The organism is Frankia sp. Allo2 (assembly GCF_000733325.1).
Taxonomy (GTDB): domain Bacteria; phylum Actinomycetota; class Actinomycetes; order Frankiales; family Frankiaceae; genus Frankia; species Frankia casuarinae.
The window spans coordinates 149,438-167,244 of the sequence record NZ_JPHT01000002.1 but is presented as its reverse complement, the minus strand read 5'-3'; the positions used below and the strand labels follow the sequence as shown (position 1 = coordinate 167,244).

The window sequence follows — 17,807 nt, the reverse complement described above, 5'->3', positions numbered from 1 at the left end:
GACTCAACGCTCCTGACGCGGACCGGGGTCCGCGGGGATGACAGTGGACGACCCATTGGCCGAGGCACCGGCGGACACCGCCGGACGACCCCGTCCAGCGGCCTGCGGTGGGGGGGGCCACGGGATGCGGTCGAGGCTCGGCGCCTCGGCCAGCTTGCGCTGCTCGGCCTCCTCCAGCTCCCGTTGGTGCCTCGCGCCGCCGGGATCGATGAGCGCGACGATCAGCAGGATGCCGACGACCACGCCAAACCCGACGAGCCAGGGCGTGCGGTCGTCCACGTGCTTCTGGTAGACGCGGAAGGTCGCGACGGCCAGCACCCAGACCAGACCGACCGGGATGAGCACCTTCCAGCCGAAGCTCATGAACTGGTCGTACCGCAGCCGCGGCAGCGTCCCGCGCAGCCAGATGAAGAAGAACAGGAACGCCAGCAGCTTGAGGACGAACCAGATCAGCGGAACCCAGCCGGAGTTCAGACCGGACAGGCCGGGGATGGGCGGAGGCTGCCAGCCCCCGAGGAACAAGGTCGTCGCGATCGCCGAGACGGTGACCATGTTGATGTACTCGGCCAGGAAGAAGAACGCGAACTTGATGGAGCTGTACTCGGTGTGGAACCCGCCGACCAGTTCGCCCTCGGCCTCGGGGAGGTCGAAGGGGGTCCGGTTCGTCTCGCCGACCATCGAGATGCAGTACAGGACGAACGACGGCACCAGCACGATGTACCAGCGACCCGACTGGCCCGCCACGATGCCGGAGGTCGACAGCGTGCCGGCGTAGATGAACACCGCGACGAACGCGAGCCCCATCGCGACCTCGTAGGAGATGATCTGCGCGGCCGAACGCAGCGAGCCGAGCAGCGGGTAGGTGGACCCGCTCGACCAGCCCGACAGAATGAGCCCGTAGACGCCGAGGGAGGCGGCTGCCAGCAGGTAGAGCACGCTCACCGGCAGGTCCGCCAGTTGCAGCGTGGTCCGCTCCCCGAAGATCGAGACCTCCGGGCCGAAGGGGATCACCGCGAAGGCGAGGAACGCCGGCACCGCGGAGACGATCGGCGCCAGGATGAAGATCGGCTTGTCGGCGAGTACCGGGATGAGGTCTTCCTTGAGCATCAGCTTGGCGCCGTCGGCGAGGCTCTGCAGCCAGCCCCTCGGGCCGTGGCGGTTCGGGCCGACCCGCTGCTGCATCTTCGCGACGACCTTGCGCTCGAACACGATCGCGAACAGCGTCATCAGCAGCAGGAAGGCGAACACCGCCACGGCCTTGAGCAGGATCAGCCAGAACGGGTCGTCGGCGAACGCGTGCAGGTCCGGATCCGCGGCCGCGGCCCAGACGAGCGTGGACGGGGTGGCGCTCATGCGCGGCCTCCGGGAGTGTCGTCCCCGGCGGGGGTGCCGTCCTCGGCAGGGGGATCGTCCTCGGCGGGGCCCACCCGGACGAGGACCCCGGCGTCCCCGGCGAGCGCCCGGCGCACGTGCGAGCCCGGCGAGTGGGTCGGCACCCAGACCACCCGGTCGGGCATCGCCGTGACCTCGACGGGCAGGGTGATCGAGCCACGGGAGGCCGTGATGGTCACCCGTCTCCCGGCCACGGCGCCGATCTCGGCGGCGGTCGCGGCGGACAGGCGGGCCACCGCCGGGCGCGCGGTGCCCGCCAGGTAGGGCTCGTCGGCCTGCAGAGCGCCGTCGTCGACGAGCTGGTGCCAGGTCGCGAGCACCGCCTCACCCACCCCCGCGACGGGCGGCTCGGCGATCGGCTCCGACGGTGCGGGCACCCGGCTCACGCCGTCGCCGGCCCGACCCAGGGCGCGCAGCTCGCGGGCGGCCGCGCCGGCGTCGGGCAGGCCGAGGTCGAGGCCCATCTCGGCGGCAAGCAGGTGCAACACCCGGACGTCTGGCAGGGCCGGGGTGTCCAGGGCCCGCTGGAACGGTCGCAGCCGGCCCTCCCAGTCGACGAACGAGCCGGCCTTCTCCGCCACCGGGGCGATGGGCAGAACCACGTCCGCGACCTCGGCGATCGACGACCGGCGCAGCTCGATCGAGACGCAGAACGGCATCCGGGCGAGCGTCGCGAGCGCACTCGCCGGATTCGGCAGGTCCTCCGCGTCAACGCCGGCGACGATCATCCCGTCGAGCCGCCCGGCCGCGGCGGCAGCCAGCATGCCGTCGGTGTCGCGGCCGGGCGCGCCGGGCAGCGGACCCCCCCAGACCTCCTCGACCTCGGCGCGCCCGGCGGCATCCGTGACCGGGCGACCGCCGGGCAGCAGCGAGGGAAGCAGTCCGGCCGAGACCGCGCCGCGGTCACCGGCCCGCCGCGGAACCCAGGCGAGCGAGGCACCCGTCGCCTCGGCCAGCCGGACGGCCGCGGACAGGGCCCCGGGGAACTCCGCGGCCCGCTCGCCCACCAGGATCACCGCCCCCGGCGCCCGCAGGGCCCGCGTGGTCGGTGCTTCCGGCCCGCCCCGGTCGGGGGCGGCGAGCGCGTCGAGGACGGCCGCCTCCTCGCCCGGCCGCGTCGGCACGAGGGTGCCGGCGAGCTTGGTCAGCCCCCGGCTCGCCAGGGGGGCGAGCGCGTGCACGGCCGCGGCGTGCTTGTCCACGGCCTTACGCAGCCGCAGGAAGACGATGGGCGACTCCTCCTCCGGTTCGAAGGCCACCAGGAGCACGGCCGGGGCGGCCTCGAGATCGGCGTAGGTGACGCCGATGCCGGTACCGGCGACGGCATACCCGAGGAACTGCTCCTCCTCGGCGGAGTGCGGCCGGGCCCGGAAGTCCACGTCGTTGCTGGCCAGCGCCACCCGGGTGAACTTCGCGTAGGCGTAGGCGTCCTCGCGGGTCAGCCGCCCGCCGGTGAGCACCCCGACCCCGCGCCGGTCCCGGCACTCGGCCAGCCCCCGCGCGGCGTACTTGAGCGCCTCGCTCCAGGAGACCGGGACGAGCTGCCCGGTGTCGTCGTCGCGGATCAGCGGGGTGGTGAGCCGATCGGCCGCGCGCGCGTAGGTGAAGGCGAACCGGCCCTTGTCGCAGTTCCACTCCTCGTTCACCGCCGGGTCGTCGCCGGCGAGGCGACGGGTCACCCTGCCCCGGCGGTGGTCGGTGCGCAGGGAGCAGCCCGACGCGCAGTGCTCGCACGCCGTGGGCGTGGAGACCAGGTCGAAGGGCCGGGCCCGGAAGCGGTAGGCGGCGCTGGTCAACGCCCCCACTGGGCAGATCTGCACGGTATTGCCGGAGAAGTAGGAGGAGAACGGCTGCCCGTCGCTCACCGCGACCTGCTCGGCGGCGCCCCGCTCGAACAGCTCGATGAACGGGTCCCCGGCGATCTGGGCGGAGAACCGGGTGCAGCGGGCACACAGCACGCAGCGCTCCCGGTCCAGCAGGATCTCGGTGGAGATCGCCAGCGGCTTCGGGTACACCCGCTTGGTCTCCTTGAACCGGGAGACCGCGCCGCCGTTCGCCATCGACTGGTTCTGCAGCGGGCACTCGCCGCCCTTGTCGCAGATCGGGCAGTCGAGCGGATGGTTGAGGAGCAGGAACTCAAGCGTGCCGGCCTGGGCCTTGCGGGCGACCGGCGAGGTCAGCTGGGTCTTCACGACCATGTCGGCGGCCACCGTCGTGGTGCAGGAGGCGACCGGCTTGCGCTGGCCCTCCACCTCGACGATGCACTGCCGGCAGGCTCCGACGGGGTCGAGGAGCGGATGGTCGCAGAACCGCGGGATCTCGATGCCGAGCAGCTCGGCCGCGCGGATGATGAGGGTGCCCTTGGGCACGCTCACCGACAGCCCGTCGATGGTGAGGGTGATGAGGTCGGGTGCGGCCGGCTGGGCCGGCTCGGAGGCGCGAGGCCTGGATGGGGCGACGGTCATGATGGTCAGTGCGCNCCCGCGTAGGCACCCGGGGCGGACGCGGGCGAGCCGTCGCCGGCCGTGGCGTCTCCCGGGGTGGGGTTCGGCTTCGTGGTCACCGCACTCACCGGGATGAACTCGTCCCGGAAGTACTTGATCCCCGAGACGATCGGGGAGGTGGCCCCGTCGGCCAGCGCGCAGAATGCCCGGCCGAAGATGTTGTCGCAGGCGTCGACGAGGGTGTCCACGTCCTCGGCGTCGCCTTGGCCCCGTTCCATCCGGGACAGGATCTGCACCATCCAGGTGGTGCCCTCGCGGCACGGAGTGCACTTGCCGCACGACTCGTGCGCGTAGAACTGGGTGAGCCGGCGGACGACCTTGAGCATGTCGACCGTGTCATCCATGATCATGAGTGCGGCCGTGCCAAGCAGCGACCCGGCCTCCTGCATGCCCTCGAAGTCGAGCGGCGCGTCGAGGTGCTCGGCGGTCAGCATCGGAGTGGACGACCCGCCCGGGGTCCACGCCTTGAGCCCGTGACCGCCCCGCACGCCGCCGGCCAAGTCGAGCAGCTCCCGCAGCGTGGTGCCCATCGGGGCCTCGTACTGGCCGGGCCGGGTCACGTGCCCGGACAGGCTGTAGATCTTCGGCCCCGGCGAGCGCTCCCGGCCCATTGACCGGAACCAGTCCACGCCGTAGTTCACGATGTACGGCACCGACGCGATCGTCTCGACGTTGTTGACCACCGTCGGGGAGGCGTACAGGCCGTGCGTCGCGGGGAACGGCGGGCGCAGCCGCGGCTGGCCGCGACGGCCCTCCAGGGAGTCGAGCAGGGCTGTCTCCTCGCCGCAGATGTAGGCGCCCGCGCCGGAGTGCACGACGAGGTCGAGGTCGAAGCCGCTGCCGAGGATGTCCCGGCCGAGGTAGCCGGCCCGGTAGGCCTCGGCCACGGCGGCCTGCAGCCGACGGGCCGCGTGGATCAGTTCGCCGCGCAGGTAGACGAACGCCCGGCCGGCCCGCACCGCGTAGGCCGCGATGATGATCCCCTCGATGAGCGAGTGCGGGTCCGCCATCATCAGCGGCGCGTCCTTGCAGGTGCCCGGCTCCCCCTCGTCGGCGTTGATGACGAGGTAGTGCGGCCTGCCGTCGCCCTGCGGGATGAAGCCCCACTTCATCCCGGTGGGGAAGCCGGCGCCGCCGCGCCCCCGCAGCCCGGAGTCCTTCACCAGCTTGATGAGGTCGTCCGGGGCCATCGCGAAGGCGGTGCGCAGCGCGGTGTAGCCGTCGAGGCGGGTGTAGGTCTCGATCGTCCACGACTCCGGCGTGTTCCAGCGCCGGGTGAGGACCGGGGTGACGGGCATTGTCAGCTCCCCTTCCGTTCCGAGGAGGCCGGGGTCGTCGGCGCTGGAACCACCGCGGGCGGCGGCCCGGCAGGCGGTGGGGCGGCGGGCCGCGGCGCCGCCGCGTCGGCCACCACGCCGTGGGTGACCAGCGGCGCGGGCGCCTGCTCGGCGCTCCAGCCGGCCGCCTCGGCCACGAGGAGACCCACGACCGACGGCTCGCCGACCCCCGGGCCCGCGACGCCCTCCGGTCTCGGATCGCCGAACCCGGCGAGCTGGCGGGAGACCTCGGCGAACGAGCACAGCGGACCGCCGCGGGTCGGCGCCGGCCGCCGCCCCGCTCGCAGGTCCTCGACGATCGCCTGGGCGGAGTCGGGGTCGACCTGGTCGTAGAACTCGTAGTTCACCGTCATGACCGGTGCGTAGTCGCAGGCCGCGAGGCACTCGGCGTGCTCGAGGGTGATCGACCCGTCCGGCGTCGTCTCGTCATGGCCGACCCCGAGGAGCTTCGAGACCCGCTCGTAGACGTCCTCGCCACCGAGCAGCGCGCACGACAGGTTCGTGCAGACCGAGACGAGGTAGTCCCCGACCGGATGCCGCTTGTACATCGTGTAGAAGGTCGCCACCGCGCCGACCTCGGCCCGGGTGATGCCCAGCACGTCCGCGCAGAACGCGACGCCCTGCGCGGTCACGCATCCCTGCTCGGCCTGTACCAGGTGCAGCAGCGGGAGCAGGGCCGAACGGGATCGGCCGGCTGGGTACCTGGCGATGATCTCCTGCGCGGCCGCATGGGTCTCCGGCGAGAACGCCATCAACGATCAACTCCCCCGAGCACCGGGTCGACTGAGGCGACCCCGACGATCACGTCCGCCACCTGGCCGCCCTCGGTCAGCGCCGGGACGGCCTGCAGGTTGACGAAGCTTGGATCCCGCACGTGGACGCGGAAGGGTCTCGTGCCGCCGTCGCTGACCACGTGGTAGCCGAGCTCTCCGCGCGGCGACTCGATCTGGGTGTAGACCTGACCGGCCGGGACGCGGAATCCCTCGGTCACCAGCTTGAAGTGATGGATCAGGGCCTCCATCGAGGTCCCCATGATCTTCCGGATGTACGCGAGTGAGTTGCCCGTCCCGTCGGACCCGACAGAAAGCTGGGACGGCCAGGCGATCTTCTTGTCGGCGACCATGACCGGGCCGGGACGCAGCCGGTCCAGACACTGATCAACGATCTTGAGTGACTCGCCCATCTCCTCCAGCCGCACCAGGTAGCGGGCGAAGGAGTCGCCCTCCAGCGCGGTCGGCACGTCGAACTCGTAGGTTTCGTAGCCGCAGTAGGGCATGGTCTTGCGCAGGTCCCACGGCAGGCCCGCGGCGCGCAACACCGGGCCCGTGGTCCCCAGCGCGATGCAGCCGGCCGCGTCGAGAACGTTGACGTCGACCATCCGGGCCTTCCAGACTGGCTGGCCGGTGAGCAGCGCGTGATACTCCCTGATCCGCTTCGGCATGTCCGCGAGGAACGCCCGGATGGCCCGCTCGGCGCCGTCGGGGAGATCCTGGGCGAGGCCCCCGGGCCGGATGTAGGCGTGGTTCATCCGCAGCCCGGTGATGAGCTCGAGCAGGTCGAGGACCTTCTCCCGCTCCCGGAAACCGAAGATCATGGCGGTGGNGGCGCCGAGCTCCATGCCGCCGGTCGCGAGCCACACCAGGTGCGAGGCGATCCGCTGGAGCTCCATCACCATCACCCGGATCACCGTGGCCCGCTCGGGTACCTGCTCGGTGATGCCCAGCAGCCTCTCCACCGACAGGCAGTAGGCCGCCTCGTTGAACAGCGGCGAGAGGTAGTCCGCCCGGGTGAGGAAGGTGACCGCCTGAGTCCAGGTGCGGTACTCACAGCTCTTCTCGATGCCGGTGTGCAGGTAGCCGATGACGAGGCGGGTCTCGGTGACCGTCTCGCCCTCGATCTCCAGGACCAGGCGGAGCACCCCGTGGGNCGACGGGTGCTGCGGCCCCATGTTGACGACGATCCGCTCGTTCTCCTCCTCGCCGACGCCGAGGATCTGCTCCCAGTCGCTGCCGGTGACGGTGTAGACCCGCCCGTTCGCCGACTCGGTGAAGCCGGCCTCGTAGGCCGGATGCTCCCCGGGTCCGCCGACGGTCCCGGTCGGGCCCCCGACGCCGTTCGCGCCGTCGGGGGCCCCGGTGCCGTTGGGAGCCCCGGTGGTCAGATCGTCCGTGGTGGAGGAAGTCGACGTGTTGGTCGTCATAGCGAACCTCGGATGTCGCCTCGTGGGATGTCGCCTCGTGGGATATCGCCTTGGCGGTGCCGCCGGCCGGCCGGGGCCGGACGCGGGGTCACGAGTAGCTCCGGCGCTCGTCTGGCGGCGGGATCGTGGCACCCTTGTAGTCGACGGGGATGCCCCCCAGCGGGTAGTCCTTGCGCTGCGGGTGCCCGATCCAGTCGTCCGGCATCATGATCCGGGTCAGGCCCGGATGACCCGTGTAGACGATGCCGAACATGTCGTAGGTCTCGCGCTCGTGCCAGTCCGCGGTGGGCCACACCGAGGTCAGGCTCGGCACGGTGGGATCGGCGTCGGTGACGGACACCTCGACCCGGACCCGGCGACGGTGCGTCATCGAGGTCAGGTGGGCCACCGAGTGCAGGCGACGGCCGGTGACGTCGTCCGGGTAGTCCACGCCGGACAGCGAGGACAGCAGCTCGAACCGCAGGTCGGGGTCGTCGCGCAGGGTTTGCCCGACGGCGACGAGGCTCTCCCGGCGCACGTGGACGGTCAGCTCCCCGCGGTCCACCACCACCCGTTCGACGGCGTCGCCGAGCTGGGGGAAGGCACGTTCGAGCGCGTCGTAGACGGCGTCGGCGTCGGCGTCACCGAACGGGCGGGCGGTGGAGCTCAGGATCGGAACGGGCGTGACGAGCCCGCCGAACCCGGAGGTGTCACCGCTGTCACCGGCGCCGAACGCGTCCCGGCGCTGCCCACCCGGACCGCCGGGCACGCCGGCGGCGCCCGGTATCAGGTCGGCGGAGGCTGTGCTCTCGTCGCTCACTGCCTAGATCCCCCGATCCGGGCCGTCGACATCACCGATGCTCTCGGTGGTTGGACCGGGCCCGTGCGCCCGGGCCTCGTCACTCGGCTTGGGGTCGACCGGTATCCGCTTGGCGCGCCCGAACACCGACGGCGGCGCGAGGGCGGCGGGGCGGCGGGNGTCCAGGGCGGGTTCGACCGCCCCGCCACCCGTCGGCGCCGGCGCCCCGGCCGGGATCGAGAAGCGCTTGCGGTCGTTCACCGAGAGGGTCCGGGTGTCGAACGCGCCCTCCGGCAGACCGGCCCGGGCGGTGGCCACCTCGATGGGTTTCGGATACGGCGAGGAGCCGATCTTCGTGTGCTCGATCCGGCCAGAGATCGGGCCGGCGAGGATCTTCTCGTGCAGCTTGATGATGGCATCCATGAGCATCTCCGGCCGCGGTGGGCAGCCGGGGAGGTACATGTCGACCGGGACGATGTGGTCCACACCCTGCACGATCGCGTAGTTGTTGAACATGCCGCCGCTGCTGGCGCAGACACCCATCGACAGCACCCACTTGGGCTCGGGCATCTGGTCGTAGATCTGCCGCAGCACCGGCGCCATCTTCTGACTCACCCGGCCGGCAACGATCATGAGATCGGCCTGGCGCGGGCTGGCCCGGAAGACCTCCATGCCGAATCGGGACAGGTCGTAGCGGCCGGCTCCCGTCGACATCATCTCGATCGCGCAGCAGGCCAACCCGAAGGTCGCCGGCCACAGCGACGAGCGCCGTGACCAGTTGGCGAGCTTCTCGACGCTGGCGAGAAGCACACCGCCCGGCAGCTTCTCCTCTAGTCCCATTCCAGACCTCCACGCCGCCACTCGTAGGCGTACGCGACGAAAATGGTCGCCATGAACAACGCCATCGCGCCGAGACCGAATACCGCCAGACTGTCGAAGGCGACCGCCCAGGGGAAGAGGAAGATAATCTCGATGTCGAAGACGATGAAGAGCATCGCGGTGTTGTAGTACTTCACCGGGAAACGCTGCGGTCCGGCCGGGGCCGGGGAGGGTTCGATCCCGCACTCGTATGCGTCGATCTTCGCACGGTTGAACCGGCGCGGGCCGATCAGCGCACCGGCCGCGACCGAACCGACCGCGAACAGGGCCGCGATCACGAGCAGAACGAGGATCGGCACATAGTTCGAGAGCATGCCGAACTCCTCTCCTTCGAGAGTTTGTTACCGGACGTTGGGGTGAAACGGCTCGCCGGTGAACGGACCGCAAACGGTCCGGACTCGGTCCGCGGAACCAGTGGCCATTTCGGACACGTCAGGCCGCGGGAGCGAGCCGGGTCATCGCGTTGATCAGCCGGTCCATCGCATCCCCTCCCCGGGGGTCGGTGAGATTTGCCATGATCTTGAGAACGAAACGCATGAGGACCGGTCTCGGCAACCCGTAGCGGGTACCGAACGCCATAATCGTCGGATTGCCGATGAGCTGGACGAAGAACCGGCCCAGGGTGTAATAGCCCCCGTACCGGGCCCGCATGAGTTCCGGGTACTGGCCGAGTGCCCGCTCCCGCGCCGGACCATCCGGGCGGGCGAGGGCCTGCACGGCGATCTCGGCGGCGTACCGACCGGATTCGAGCGCGTAGGCGATGCCCTCGCCGTTGAAGGGATTCACCATCCCGCCCGCGTCACCGACCAGCAGCACGCCGTCGCGGTAATGGGGGGTCCGGTTGAAGCCCATCGGCAGGGCGCTGCCACGCACCGGGCCGATGGCGTTGTCCTCGGTGTATCCCCACTCCGGCGGCAATGCGGCGAGCCAGCGGCGCAACAGGTCCCGGTAGTCGGTGTTCTGGAAGGCGTCCGTGGTGTTCAGCAGGCCGAGGCCCACGTTGCTCGTGCCGTTACCGACCCCGAAGATCCAGCCGTAGCCGGGCAGCAGTCGGCTCTCGCGCGGCCTGCCCTCCCACAGTTCCAGATGGGACTCGAGGAAGTCGTCGTGCGTGCGGGGGCTGCGGTAGTAGCGGCGGACCGCGACCCCGAGCGGCCGGTCCTCCCGGCGGCGGATACCGAGGGCGAGCGCGATGCGGGCGCTGTTACCGTCCGCCGCGACGACCAATGGCGCCCGGAACGTCACAGGTGCCCGGTCAGTGCCGGTCCTGGCGTGCACGCCGACGACCCGTCCGGTGCGCTCGTCGAGCAGCGGACCGGTCACGGCGGTCCCCTCGTGCAGCCGGGCACCAACCTTCACCGCGTGGCGGGCCAGCAGATCGTCGAAGTCAAGCCGCGGACGGACCAGGCCGTAGTCGGGCCAGCTCGCCAGCTCCGGCCAGGGCAACTCCAGGCGGACGCCGCCGCCAATGATGCGAAGCCCCCGGTTACGGGCCCATCCGGCCACGGGCGAGGTGTCGACACCCATGTCCACGAGGCTGCGGACGGCCCGCGGGGTCAGCCCGTCGCCACAGACCTTCTCGCGGGGGAAGGTCGTCTTCTCCAGCAGGAGCACGTCGAGCCCGGCGCTGGCGAGATGGTAGGCGGCCGAGGAGCCACCCGGACCCGCGCCGACCACGATGACGTCGGCGTCGGCCTTCGACCGGCCGGCCGCACCATCAGCCCTTGTCGTCGCCATGGTCACGAATTGCTCCGGATCTGCTAGACCACTCGTCCCGGGGGCGCCCCACCGGGGGCCCTCCACCTGNGTGCTCGTGAAATTCTTCACGAGCGTTCCCGGCGAGTGTAGGCCTTGCACAGGTCAATCGCACCAACCAGGATGCTGCGAAGAACGGACGGGTTGATTTCGTACACCCTATCGTTACCGTGAGCGATAGTTCGCGGCGCCGGNCGCCCGCCGCCGGGGCTCGGCCGCCGATCGCCATCGTGAGCGGCGGGNAAAATCTTCGCCCGATCAGCCTGGATCAGGCCAGCTCACCCGCCTGGTGTCGGTCCGCAACACTCGCCCGGAGCGTGAAGCGCAACGGAGAAACCACGAAGCCGGGCCCCACCGCCCGCCGGTGGCCCATATTCGCCCCCGGGGTGGGATCAGCGCCCGTGCGGGGTAGTCCCTCCACAGGTCACCCGAAACGCGGTGGCTCGTCCGCGGTCGCCGCCGGTGTCCCGACGACACGGACGCATCATCACCCGAACGCCGTCACCCGAACACCGTCACCCAAAGCAGCACGGACTGGGAACGAGAGAACGCGATGACCACCGCAGAGACCGTCGTCATCCCCACCCCCGACGGGCCCGCCCCGGCCACGCTCACCGAACCCGATGGTCCCGCACGCGGCGGCGTCGTCGTCCTCCACGAGGCGTTCGGCCTCACCGAGCACATCACCGATGTCTGCTCGAGGTTCGCGCGCGCGGGCTGGCGGGCCATCGCCCCCGACCTGTTCCACCGCGCGGGCTCGCCCGTCTTCGACTACGACGACCTCGCCTCCGCGGTGAAGATCCTCGATGAGCTCAACGGCACCGACCTTCTCGCCGACATCGACGCCGCGCTGGCCATCCTCGCCGAGGAGGGCACCGCCATCGACCGCTGCGCCGTCGTGGGCTTCTGCGTCGGCGGGAGCATCGCCTTCCAGGCTGCGGTGGCCCGGCCGTTCGGCGCCGCGAGCACCTTCTACGGTGGCGGGATCACCATGCGCCGCTTCGGGGAACCCGCCCAGCTGGATCTCGCCGACCGCCTGCAGGCACCGTGGCTCGGCCTGTACGGCGACCAGGATCCGAGCATCCTCGCTTCGGAGGTGGAGGACCTGCGGGCGGCGACACGGAAGGCGTCCGTGCCCGCCGAGATCGTCCGTTACCCACAGGCCGGGCACGGCTTCCACAACGACGCCCGCGCCGGCGCCTACCACGGCCCGTCGGCGAAGGACGCCTGGTCACGCATGCTGACCTGGTTCGACTCGCATGTTCCCGGCTGAGCCCACCCCGCCTGCCGTGGCGCCGGCCGGTCCAGCACCATAACCGGTCCAGCACCATGACCGGTCCAGGACCGTCAGTCCGGGACGTGACCCCGGTGCAACGCCACCACGCCGCCGGTGAGGTTGCGCCAGCCGACCCGGGACCAGCCCGCCTCCCGCAGCAGGCCAGCCAGCTCCGCCTGGGCGGGCCAGGCCCGGATCGACTCGGCGAGATAGACATACGAGTCCGGGCTGTTGCTCACCGCGCGGGCCACGGCCGGCAAGGCCCGCATCAGGTACTCGACGTAGACCGTCCGCCAGAGCGCCCAGACCGGGCGGCTGAACTCGCACACCACGAGCATCCCGCCCGGACGGGTCACCCGACGCAGCTCGGTGAGGCAGCCGAACGTGTCGGCGACGTTGCGCAGACCGAACGAGATCGTCGTCCGGTCAAAGGTCTCGTCCCGGAACGGCAGCCGCAGCCCGTCCCCGGCGGTCAGCAGGATCCGCCCAGCCTCCCCCGGCAACGGCCGCGACGCCAGCCGACGCTGCCCGGCCCGCAGCATCCCCAGGGAGAAGTCACAGGCCACCACATCGGTCCCGGCGAGAGCGAAGGCTCGTGACGAGGTCGCCGTCCCGGCGGCGAGGTCGAGGACCCGAAGCCCCGGCCGCAGGTCCAGCGCGCCCGCCGCGGCGCGCCGCCAGGTCCGGTCGAGCCCGCCGGTGAGCACGGTGTTGGTCAGGTCGTACCGGTTGGCCACCCCGTCGAACATCGACGCGACGTCCCGCGGACGTTTGTCGAGTCCCGCTCTGCTCACCATGCCCCTTCCCCGCTCACCATGCCCCTTCCCCGCCGCCGAACCGCGCCGAGGCCGCCGCCGAGGCGTCGCGGGCGGCCCTCTCGACGGTGTCCCAGTCGGTGCTCTCGCCGATCCGCCGCAGCCGCGTGCGGGTCGGCTCGTCGCACAGCGCGCCCGCGACCCCGGCGGTGTACAGGTCGCGGGCCCGGGCACCGAGCCCTGCCGCGACCGCGTGCTCCGTCTCCAGATCGGTGCCGAACATAGCGGGATCGTCGGTGGCAAGCGAGCACGCGACCCCGGCCCGCAGCAACGCCGCCAAGGGGTGGTCGTCGAGGGATGCCACCGACCGAGTCCGCAGGTTGGACACCGGGCAGACGTCCAGCACGATCCCCTGATCGACCAGCCGTCGCATCAGCTCGGGGTCCTCGGCGGCCCGGATCCCATGCCGGATCCGCCTGGCTCCCAGCGCGTCGAGCGCGCCCCGTACGGACACCGGGCCCGCCGTCTCCCCCGCGTGCGGGACCGCGGCGAGCCCGCCGTCGGCGGCCAGTGCGAACGCCGGCGCGAACGGCTCGGGGGGATGACCGACCTCCGGTCCGCCGAGCCCAATGCCGACGACACCGCGATCGGCGAACCGCACCGCCCACCGCGCCACCTCCATCGCGGCCTCGACCGGCAGCACCCGCTCGATGTCCGGGGTGAGGCGCACCTCGACGCCATAGCGTTCCCGGGCCTCGATCGCCCCGTCGGCGTAGCCGTGGAAGATCTCCTCGACGCGGACCCCCCGATGGACCCGGAACCAGGGCGAGAAGATGCCCTCCAGGTAGACGGCGCCCGCCCGGGCCGCCTCGGCGGCGTAGTCGACGACCACCTGGCGGAAGTCGGCCTCCGTCCGCATCACGTGGGTGGTGAGGATCCAGGCCTTCAGGAAGTGGTCGAAGTCGCGGAAGCGGTAGAGGTCCGCGAGGCCCTCGACCGTGCGGGCAGGCAGCGCCTCGGAGTTGCGGCGCGCCATCTCCAGCAGGGTGGCGGGACGGACCGTGCCCTCCAGATGGACGTGGAGTTCGATCTTCGGCCCGGTCGGGGACGGGACCGCGAATCCGGAGGGGTCACTCACCCGGTCACTGTATGGTGCGCCCGGCTACGCGGAGATGAGCGGTAGCGCGGTGGAGGAGAAGTGCGAGGCCACCCGGTCGTCAACCGGGTCCTGCGCCGGGTCGCGGTGCACGACGAGGTGCTGGTAGCGGGTGTCGCGCTGAGCGGGGATGCGGCCGGCAGCACGGATCAGGGAGATCAGCTCCGACCGGTTGGTGCGGTGGCGCGCCCCGGCGGAGGAGACGACGTTCTCCTCCAGCATCACCGAGCCGAGGTCGTCGGCGCCCATGTGCAGGGTGAGCTGGCCGATCTCCTTGCCGGTGGTCAGCCAGGAGCCCTGCAGGTGCGTGATGTTGTCGAAGAACAGCCGCGCGACCGCGACGAGGCGGAGGTACTCCAGGGTCGTCGCCTGGGTGCGCCCGCCGAGATGATTGTTCTCCGGCTGGTAGGTCCAGGGGATGAACGAACGGAACCCGCCGGTCCGGTCCTGGACGTCCCGGATCATCGTCAGGTGTTCGATGCGCTCGGCGTTCGTCTCCCCCGTGCCCATCATGAAGGTGGCGGTGGATTCCAGGCCGAGGTTGTGGGCGGTCTCCATCACGGACAGCCAGACGTGACCGGGCTCCTTCAGCGGAGCGATCGCCTGCCGGGGCCGTTCGGTGAGAATCTCCGCTCCCGCGCCCGCGAAGCTGTCCAGGCCCGCGTCCCGCAGCCGGGTAATGACCTCGGGAAAAGTCAGATCGGACGTCCGGGCGATGTGCACAACCTCGCTGGCGCCCAGCGAGTGCAGCGCCAACTGGGGATATGCCTTCTTGATGGCGGCAAAGGTACGCTCATACCACTCGATGCCGAAGTCGGGATGGTGCCCGCCCTGCAGCATGATCTGCGTGGCGCCGAGCTCGACCGCCTCCCCGCACTTGGCGACGATGTCCTCGACGTCGCGGACCCAGCCCTCGGCATGCTTCGGAGCGCGGTAGAAGGCGCAAAACCGGCAGGCGGTCACGCAGACATTCGTGTAGTTGATGTTCCGGTCGATGATGTACGTCGCGATGCCATCGGGGAAACGGCGCCGACGGACCGTGTCCGCCGCGCCGCCGAGCGCGTGCAGCGGCGCCCTCGTATAGAGGAGCAGCGCCTCCTCCGCGGAGATACGCCCGCCGGCTGCGGCCCGGTCCAGCACAGACCGGATCTCGCCACCACCCCGACCCACCGGAATCTCACCATCGACATCCATACGGCCCTCCCCGCGTAGCGCCTTCGGCGCGACGCGGGGACCCCTGGCATCGGGCGCCGTTCGGGGTCTCCGTCGAATCACCTTCGGCGATCCTCCCAGGGTAGCCGTCGGAGCCTTCCGCGCGACGCGGGGGATGAACGGTCAGTGTCCGGATCGCGTCCTCGGGTCCACCGGGCTGGAGCCACCACGGGTGGCGTCAGTGTAGCCGGCTGTCGAGGAGCCGGCCGGGCTGGCGGGACCGGCGTCGTGGTGACCGTGGCCGCGGCTGGTGAGCTTCGCCTGGAGCTGCTTGATCTTGGCCCGGTTCTCCGGCCGGTTGGCCGCGGCCTTGGCCTTGTTGACCATCTCCTTGGTCTTCGGGCTGTGTAGGAAGTCCGTGATCTTGTTCGAGAAACTGGCCATGACAACGGTGTACCTATCCGGGCAGGGGTTTACGCCTGCCGGTCACCCGTTCGACGACCCGCCCGAGGAGCCGCCGAACGTGTCCCTCACCCGGTTCCACAGGCTGTCGAGCTGGTCATGGGTGTCATCCTTGACGGACGTGACGACCTTGTTCCACAACCGCTGGCGCTGTTCGTCGACCATCAAGGCGATCTGGTCCGCCGCGGAGAGCAGCAGCAGGACGACAAGAACGAACAGGATCGTGCGCTTGAAAGGGATCCGCAGCCGGAACCGACGCCGGGGACGCGGTCGCGGCACCGATTCGGCGTAGGGAGCCGGCGCGCGTCCGCGCGGCGCCGGCCGCGCCTCGGCCACCCGCGGGGCCGGGGCAGGCGCGGGACCCGCGGGCGCCGACGGGGGCCGCTGCTGGGCCACGGGGCGGGGCCGGGCCGGCGCCTGGGGAGACGGTGCCGCCTCCGCGGCACGGCCGGCGTAGGGCTGACCGGCGTAGGGCCGACCGGCGTAGGGCCGACCCGCGTGGGCCTGGTCCGGGTAGGGCTGACCGGCGTGCGGAGAATCCACCCGGGGCTGGCCGCCGTGCCTCGGGCGGGCGTCCGGCGCCGGCGGCGGATGGCCCCCCTCGCCGGAATTGTCGAAACCCGATCGGTGGCCGTTCCCGTCGGCCTCATCGTCGTACTGGACGAATCCGCCGCGGCGCCGTCGACGGGCCCGCGGCACCCCGTGCCGCGGGCCCGCGGCACGGTCGGCGGCCGGTGGCGGTGCCAGCGCGGGTGGCGGCACAGGCGGACCGGCCGGCGGGGGCCTGTCGCGGGCCGAGTCGTTCCACCAACGGTCGCCGCCGAGGGGCCGGGGCTCATTCTCCCACCAGCGCCGCTGTTCATACGGGGTCGCAACGTGGGTCGGATCCGGCCAACCGGCCCCGGCACCCCCGGCGAGCGCGGCCGCCCCAGCCCCGGCGGTACTGCGCCCCCGTGGCCAGGTCCCGTCGAGCAGTGCGGTCGCGGCGTCCCGCGCGTCACCGGCCCGGCCGCGTTCGCCGAGTAGGGTGAGCAGCAGGTTCTCGGTGGAGGGCCGGTCCCGGGGGTCGCGGGCGAGCGCGGACCGGACGATCGGCGTGAGATCCGGCGGCATGGCCCGCAGGTCCGGCTGACCCGTCAGGATCTTCTCCGACATCTCCAGGTAGGTGCCGTGGCCGTAGGGGTGACCGCCGGTGGCCGCGTAGCCGATCAGCAGTCCCCAGGCGAAGACGTCGACCGCCGGACCGAGCGCAGCGCCCTCCATCTGCTCGGGCGCCATCCAGCCGACCGAGCCGAGGACCAGACCCGTCTGGGTGCGGCCCTTCGTCATGTCGAGCGTGCGGGCGATCCCGAAGTCGATGACCCGGGGGCCGGAGTACGACAGCATGACGTTGCTCGGTTTGAGATCCCTGTGCACGATGCCGGCCCGGTGGATGGCGGTGAGCGCGGACGCCACGCCGACCGCCACGCCCTGCAGTGTCGACAGCGGCAGCGGACCGGACTCGGTGACGGCCTGATCAAGCCGGACGCCGTCGATGTACTCCGTGACCAGATAAGGACGACGCGCGTCGGGATCGGCGTCGAGTACCTGGGCGGTGCAGAAGGGCGCGACCCGCCGAGCGGCCGCCACCTCGTCCCGGAAACGTGCCCGGAATTCCGGGTCGGCGGCGAGGTCCGACCTGATCACCTTGATCGCAACGAACTTCTCGGCCGCGTCCTGGGCGAGGAACACCGTTCCCATCCCACCCGCGCCCAGCCGACCGACGACCTGGTAAACACCGATCGTGGTCGGATCATCGGGATGCGGCGCCTCGGCCGGATATCCGCCGATAGGCGAAACCCGACGCGCCGATCGTTCCGTCACTGTTCTCCCGCCCGTGTTATACCTCCGGCCGCGGCCCAGGTACCGTTCCGGCCTGGGAGCCGTCACCGGTGCCGCAATTGTCTCCCCGTGCAGGGAGATGAACCCATCATCACGCCACAGTCCGTCGTCGCCCAGTCCCTACGGGCATCCGCAACGGCGCGGAAGTCACGCTAACCCTCTCGAGTAAATCGATGTCGAGCGTTGTCCGCCAGCCGACGCGGCGGATCCGATCGTTCCCGCCAGCCGTATCCGAGGAGACCGCAGGTGGTCGACAACAACCACAGGTGGTCGACGACTC

Annotated in this window: 15 protein-coding genes; 1 reads left to right on the top strand and 14 read right to left on the bottom strand. The window is 71.2% G+C overall.

All coding sequences use genetic code 11. The features are described 5' to 3' along the window. Positions 1 to 3 precede the first annotated feature (3 nt). The 9 genes from nuoH to ALLO2_RS02960 form a co-directional block, all read right to left on the bottom strand. A complete protein-coding gene (nuoH, locus tag ALLO2_RS03000; protein ID WP_011435005.1) occupies positions 4 to 1,353 on the bottom strand; it encodes an NADH-quinone oxidoreductase subunit NuoH in 1,350 nt (449 codons plus the stop codon). Further along, positions 1,350 to 3,857, bottom strand: a complete 2,508-nt coding sequence (locus ALLO2_RS02995) for an NADH-quinone oxidoreductase subunit G (protein ID WP_023839798.1) — start codon at positions 3,855 to 3,857, stop codon at positions 1,350 to 1,352. The genes nuoH and ALLO2_RS02995 overlap by 4 nt, the downstream gene beginning before the upstream one ends. Positions 3,858 to 3,862: 5 nt before the next feature. Next, positions 3,863 to 5,194 carry an NADH-quinone oxidoreductase subunit NuoF gene (gene nuoF, locus ALLO2_RS02990; protein ID WP_011435003.1) on the bottom strand — a complete coding sequence of 444 codons (1,332 nt, stop codon included), beginning with the start codon at positions 5,192 to 5,194 and terminating at the stop codon, positions 3,863 to 3,865. Positions 5,195 to 5,196: 2 nt separating this feature from the next. Next, entirely contained in the window at positions 5,197 to 5,985 is a 789-nt protein-coding gene (gene nuoE, locus ALLO2_RS02985; RefSeq protein WP_011435002.1) for an NADH-quinone oxidoreductase subunit NuoE, read from the bottom strand. Next, entirely contained in the window at positions 5,985 to 7,433 is a 1,449-nt protein-coding gene (locus tag ALLO2_RS02980; protein WP_035729537.1) for an NADH-quinone oxidoreductase subunit D, read from the bottom strand. Before ALLO2_RS02980 ends, nuoE begins: the two co-directional genes overlap by 1 nt. Positions 7,434 to 7,521: 88 nt before the next feature. Further along, complete coding sequence (locus ALLO2_RS02975; RefSeq protein WP_011435000.1) at positions 7,522 to 8,232, bottom strand: NADH-quinone oxidoreductase subunit C; 711 nt, start codon at positions 8,230 to 8,232, stop codon at positions 7,522 to 7,524. 3 nt (positions 8,233 to 8,235) lie between these two features. Then, the gene (locus ALLO2_RS28025; protein ID WP_035729535.1) at positions 8,236 to 9,051 is read right to left on the bottom strand and encodes an NADH-quinone oxidoreductase subunit B family protein; all 816 of its coding nucleotides are present in this window, start codon (positions 9,049 to 9,051) and stop codon (positions 8,236 to 8,238) included. Beyond that, complete coding sequence (locus ALLO2_RS02965) at positions 9,042 to 9,404, bottom strand: NADH-quinone oxidoreductase subunit A (protein WP_011434998.1); 363 nt, start codon at positions 9,402 to 9,404, stop codon at positions 9,042 to 9,044. The genes ALLO2_RS28025 and ALLO2_RS02965 overlap by 10 nt, the downstream gene beginning before the upstream one ends. Before the next feature lie 118 nt (positions 9,405 to 9,522). Next, positions 9,523 to 10,827, bottom strand: coding sequence for a geranylgeranyl reductase family protein (locus ALLO2_RS02960; protein ID WP_011434997.1), 1,305 nt, complete (start codon positions 10,825 to 10,827; stop codon positions 9,523 to 9,525). A 571-nt stretch (positions 10,828 to 11,398) separates the two neighbouring features. Here ALLO2_RS02960 and ALLO2_RS02955 point away from each other — a divergent pair. After that, entirely contained in the window at positions 11,399 to 12,118 is a 720-nt protein-coding gene (locus tag ALLO2_RS02955) for a dienelactone hydrolase family protein (RefSeq protein ID WP_011434996.1), read from the top strand. Between the two features lie 74 nt (positions 12,119 to 12,192). On the opposite strand, the gene ALLO2_RS02950 is transcribed toward ALLO2_RS02955, so the two are convergent. The 5 genes from ALLO2_RS02950 to ALLO2_RS02930 all read right to left on the bottom strand — a co-directional run bounded on the left by ALLO2_RS02950 (position 12,193) and on the right by ALLO2_RS02930 (position 17,509). After that, a complete protein-coding gene (locus ALLO2_RS02950; RefSeq protein ID WP_035729704.1) occupies positions 12,193 to 12,915 on the bottom strand; it encodes a demethylmenaquinone methyltransferase in 723 nt (240 codons plus the stop codon). A 16-nt stretch (positions 12,916 to 12,931) separates the two neighbouring features. Beyond that, a complete protein-coding gene (gene add / locus ALLO2_RS02945; protein ID WP_011434994.1) occupies positions 12,932 to 14,014 on the bottom strand; it encodes an adenosine deaminase in 1,083 nt (360 codons plus the stop codon). 24 nt (positions 14,015 to 14,038) lie between these two features. Next, the gene (mqnC, locus tag ALLO2_RS02940) at positions 14,039 to 15,226 is read right to left on the bottom strand and encodes a cyclic dehypoxanthinyl futalosine synthase (RefSeq protein ID WP_011434993.1); all 1,188 of its coding nucleotides are present in this window, start codon (positions 15,224 to 15,226) and stop codon (positions 14,039 to 14,041) included. Between the two features lie 141 nt (positions 15,227 to 15,367). Beyond that, entirely contained in the window at positions 15,368 to 15,628 is a 261-nt protein-coding gene (locus ALLO2_RS02935; protein WP_011434992.1) for a hypothetical protein, read from the bottom strand. A gap of 42 nt (positions 15,629 to 15,670) precedes the next feature. Further along, positions 15,671 to 17,509: a serine/threonine-protein kinase gene (locus ALLO2_RS02930; protein WP_011434991.1), complete on the bottom strand. Its 1,839-nt coding sequence runs from the start codon at positions 17,507 to 17,509 to the stop codon at positions 15,671 to 15,673. Positions 17,510 to 17,807 lie beyond the last annotated feature (298 nt).

Coding starts and splice junctions, on each gene's coding strand:
- mqnC (WP_011434993.1), bottom strand. CDS start 15,226: ATGGATGTCGATGGTGAGATTCCGGTGGGTCGGGGTGGTGGCGAGATC.
- nuoH (WP_011435005.1), bottom strand. CDS start 1,353: ATGAGCGCCACCCCGTCCACGCTCGTCTGGGCCGCGGCCGCGGATCCG.
- ALLO2_RS02955 (WP_011434996.1), top strand. CDS start 11,399: ATGACCACCGCAGAGACCGTCGTCATCCCCACCCCCGACGGGCCCGCC.
- ALLO2_RS02960 (WP_011434997.1), bottom strand. CDS start 10,827: ATGGCGACGACAAGGGCTGATGGTGCGGCCGGCCGGTCGAAGGCCGAC.
- ALLO2_RS02935 (WP_011434992.1), bottom strand. CDS start 15,628: ATGGCCAGTTTCTCGAACAAGATCACGGACTTCCTACACAGCCCGAAG.
- nuoE (WP_011435002.1), bottom strand. CDS start 5,985: ATGGCGTTCTCGCCGGAGACCCATGCGGCCGCGCAGGAGATCATCGCC.
- ALLO2_RS02965 (WP_011434998.1), bottom strand. CDS start 9,404: ATGCTCTCGAACTATGTGCCGATCCTCGTTCTGCTCGTGATCGCGGCC.
- ALLO2_RS02995 (WP_023839798.1), bottom strand. CDS start 3,857: ATGACCGTCGCCCCATCCAGGCCTCGCGCCTCCGAGCCGGCCCAGCCG.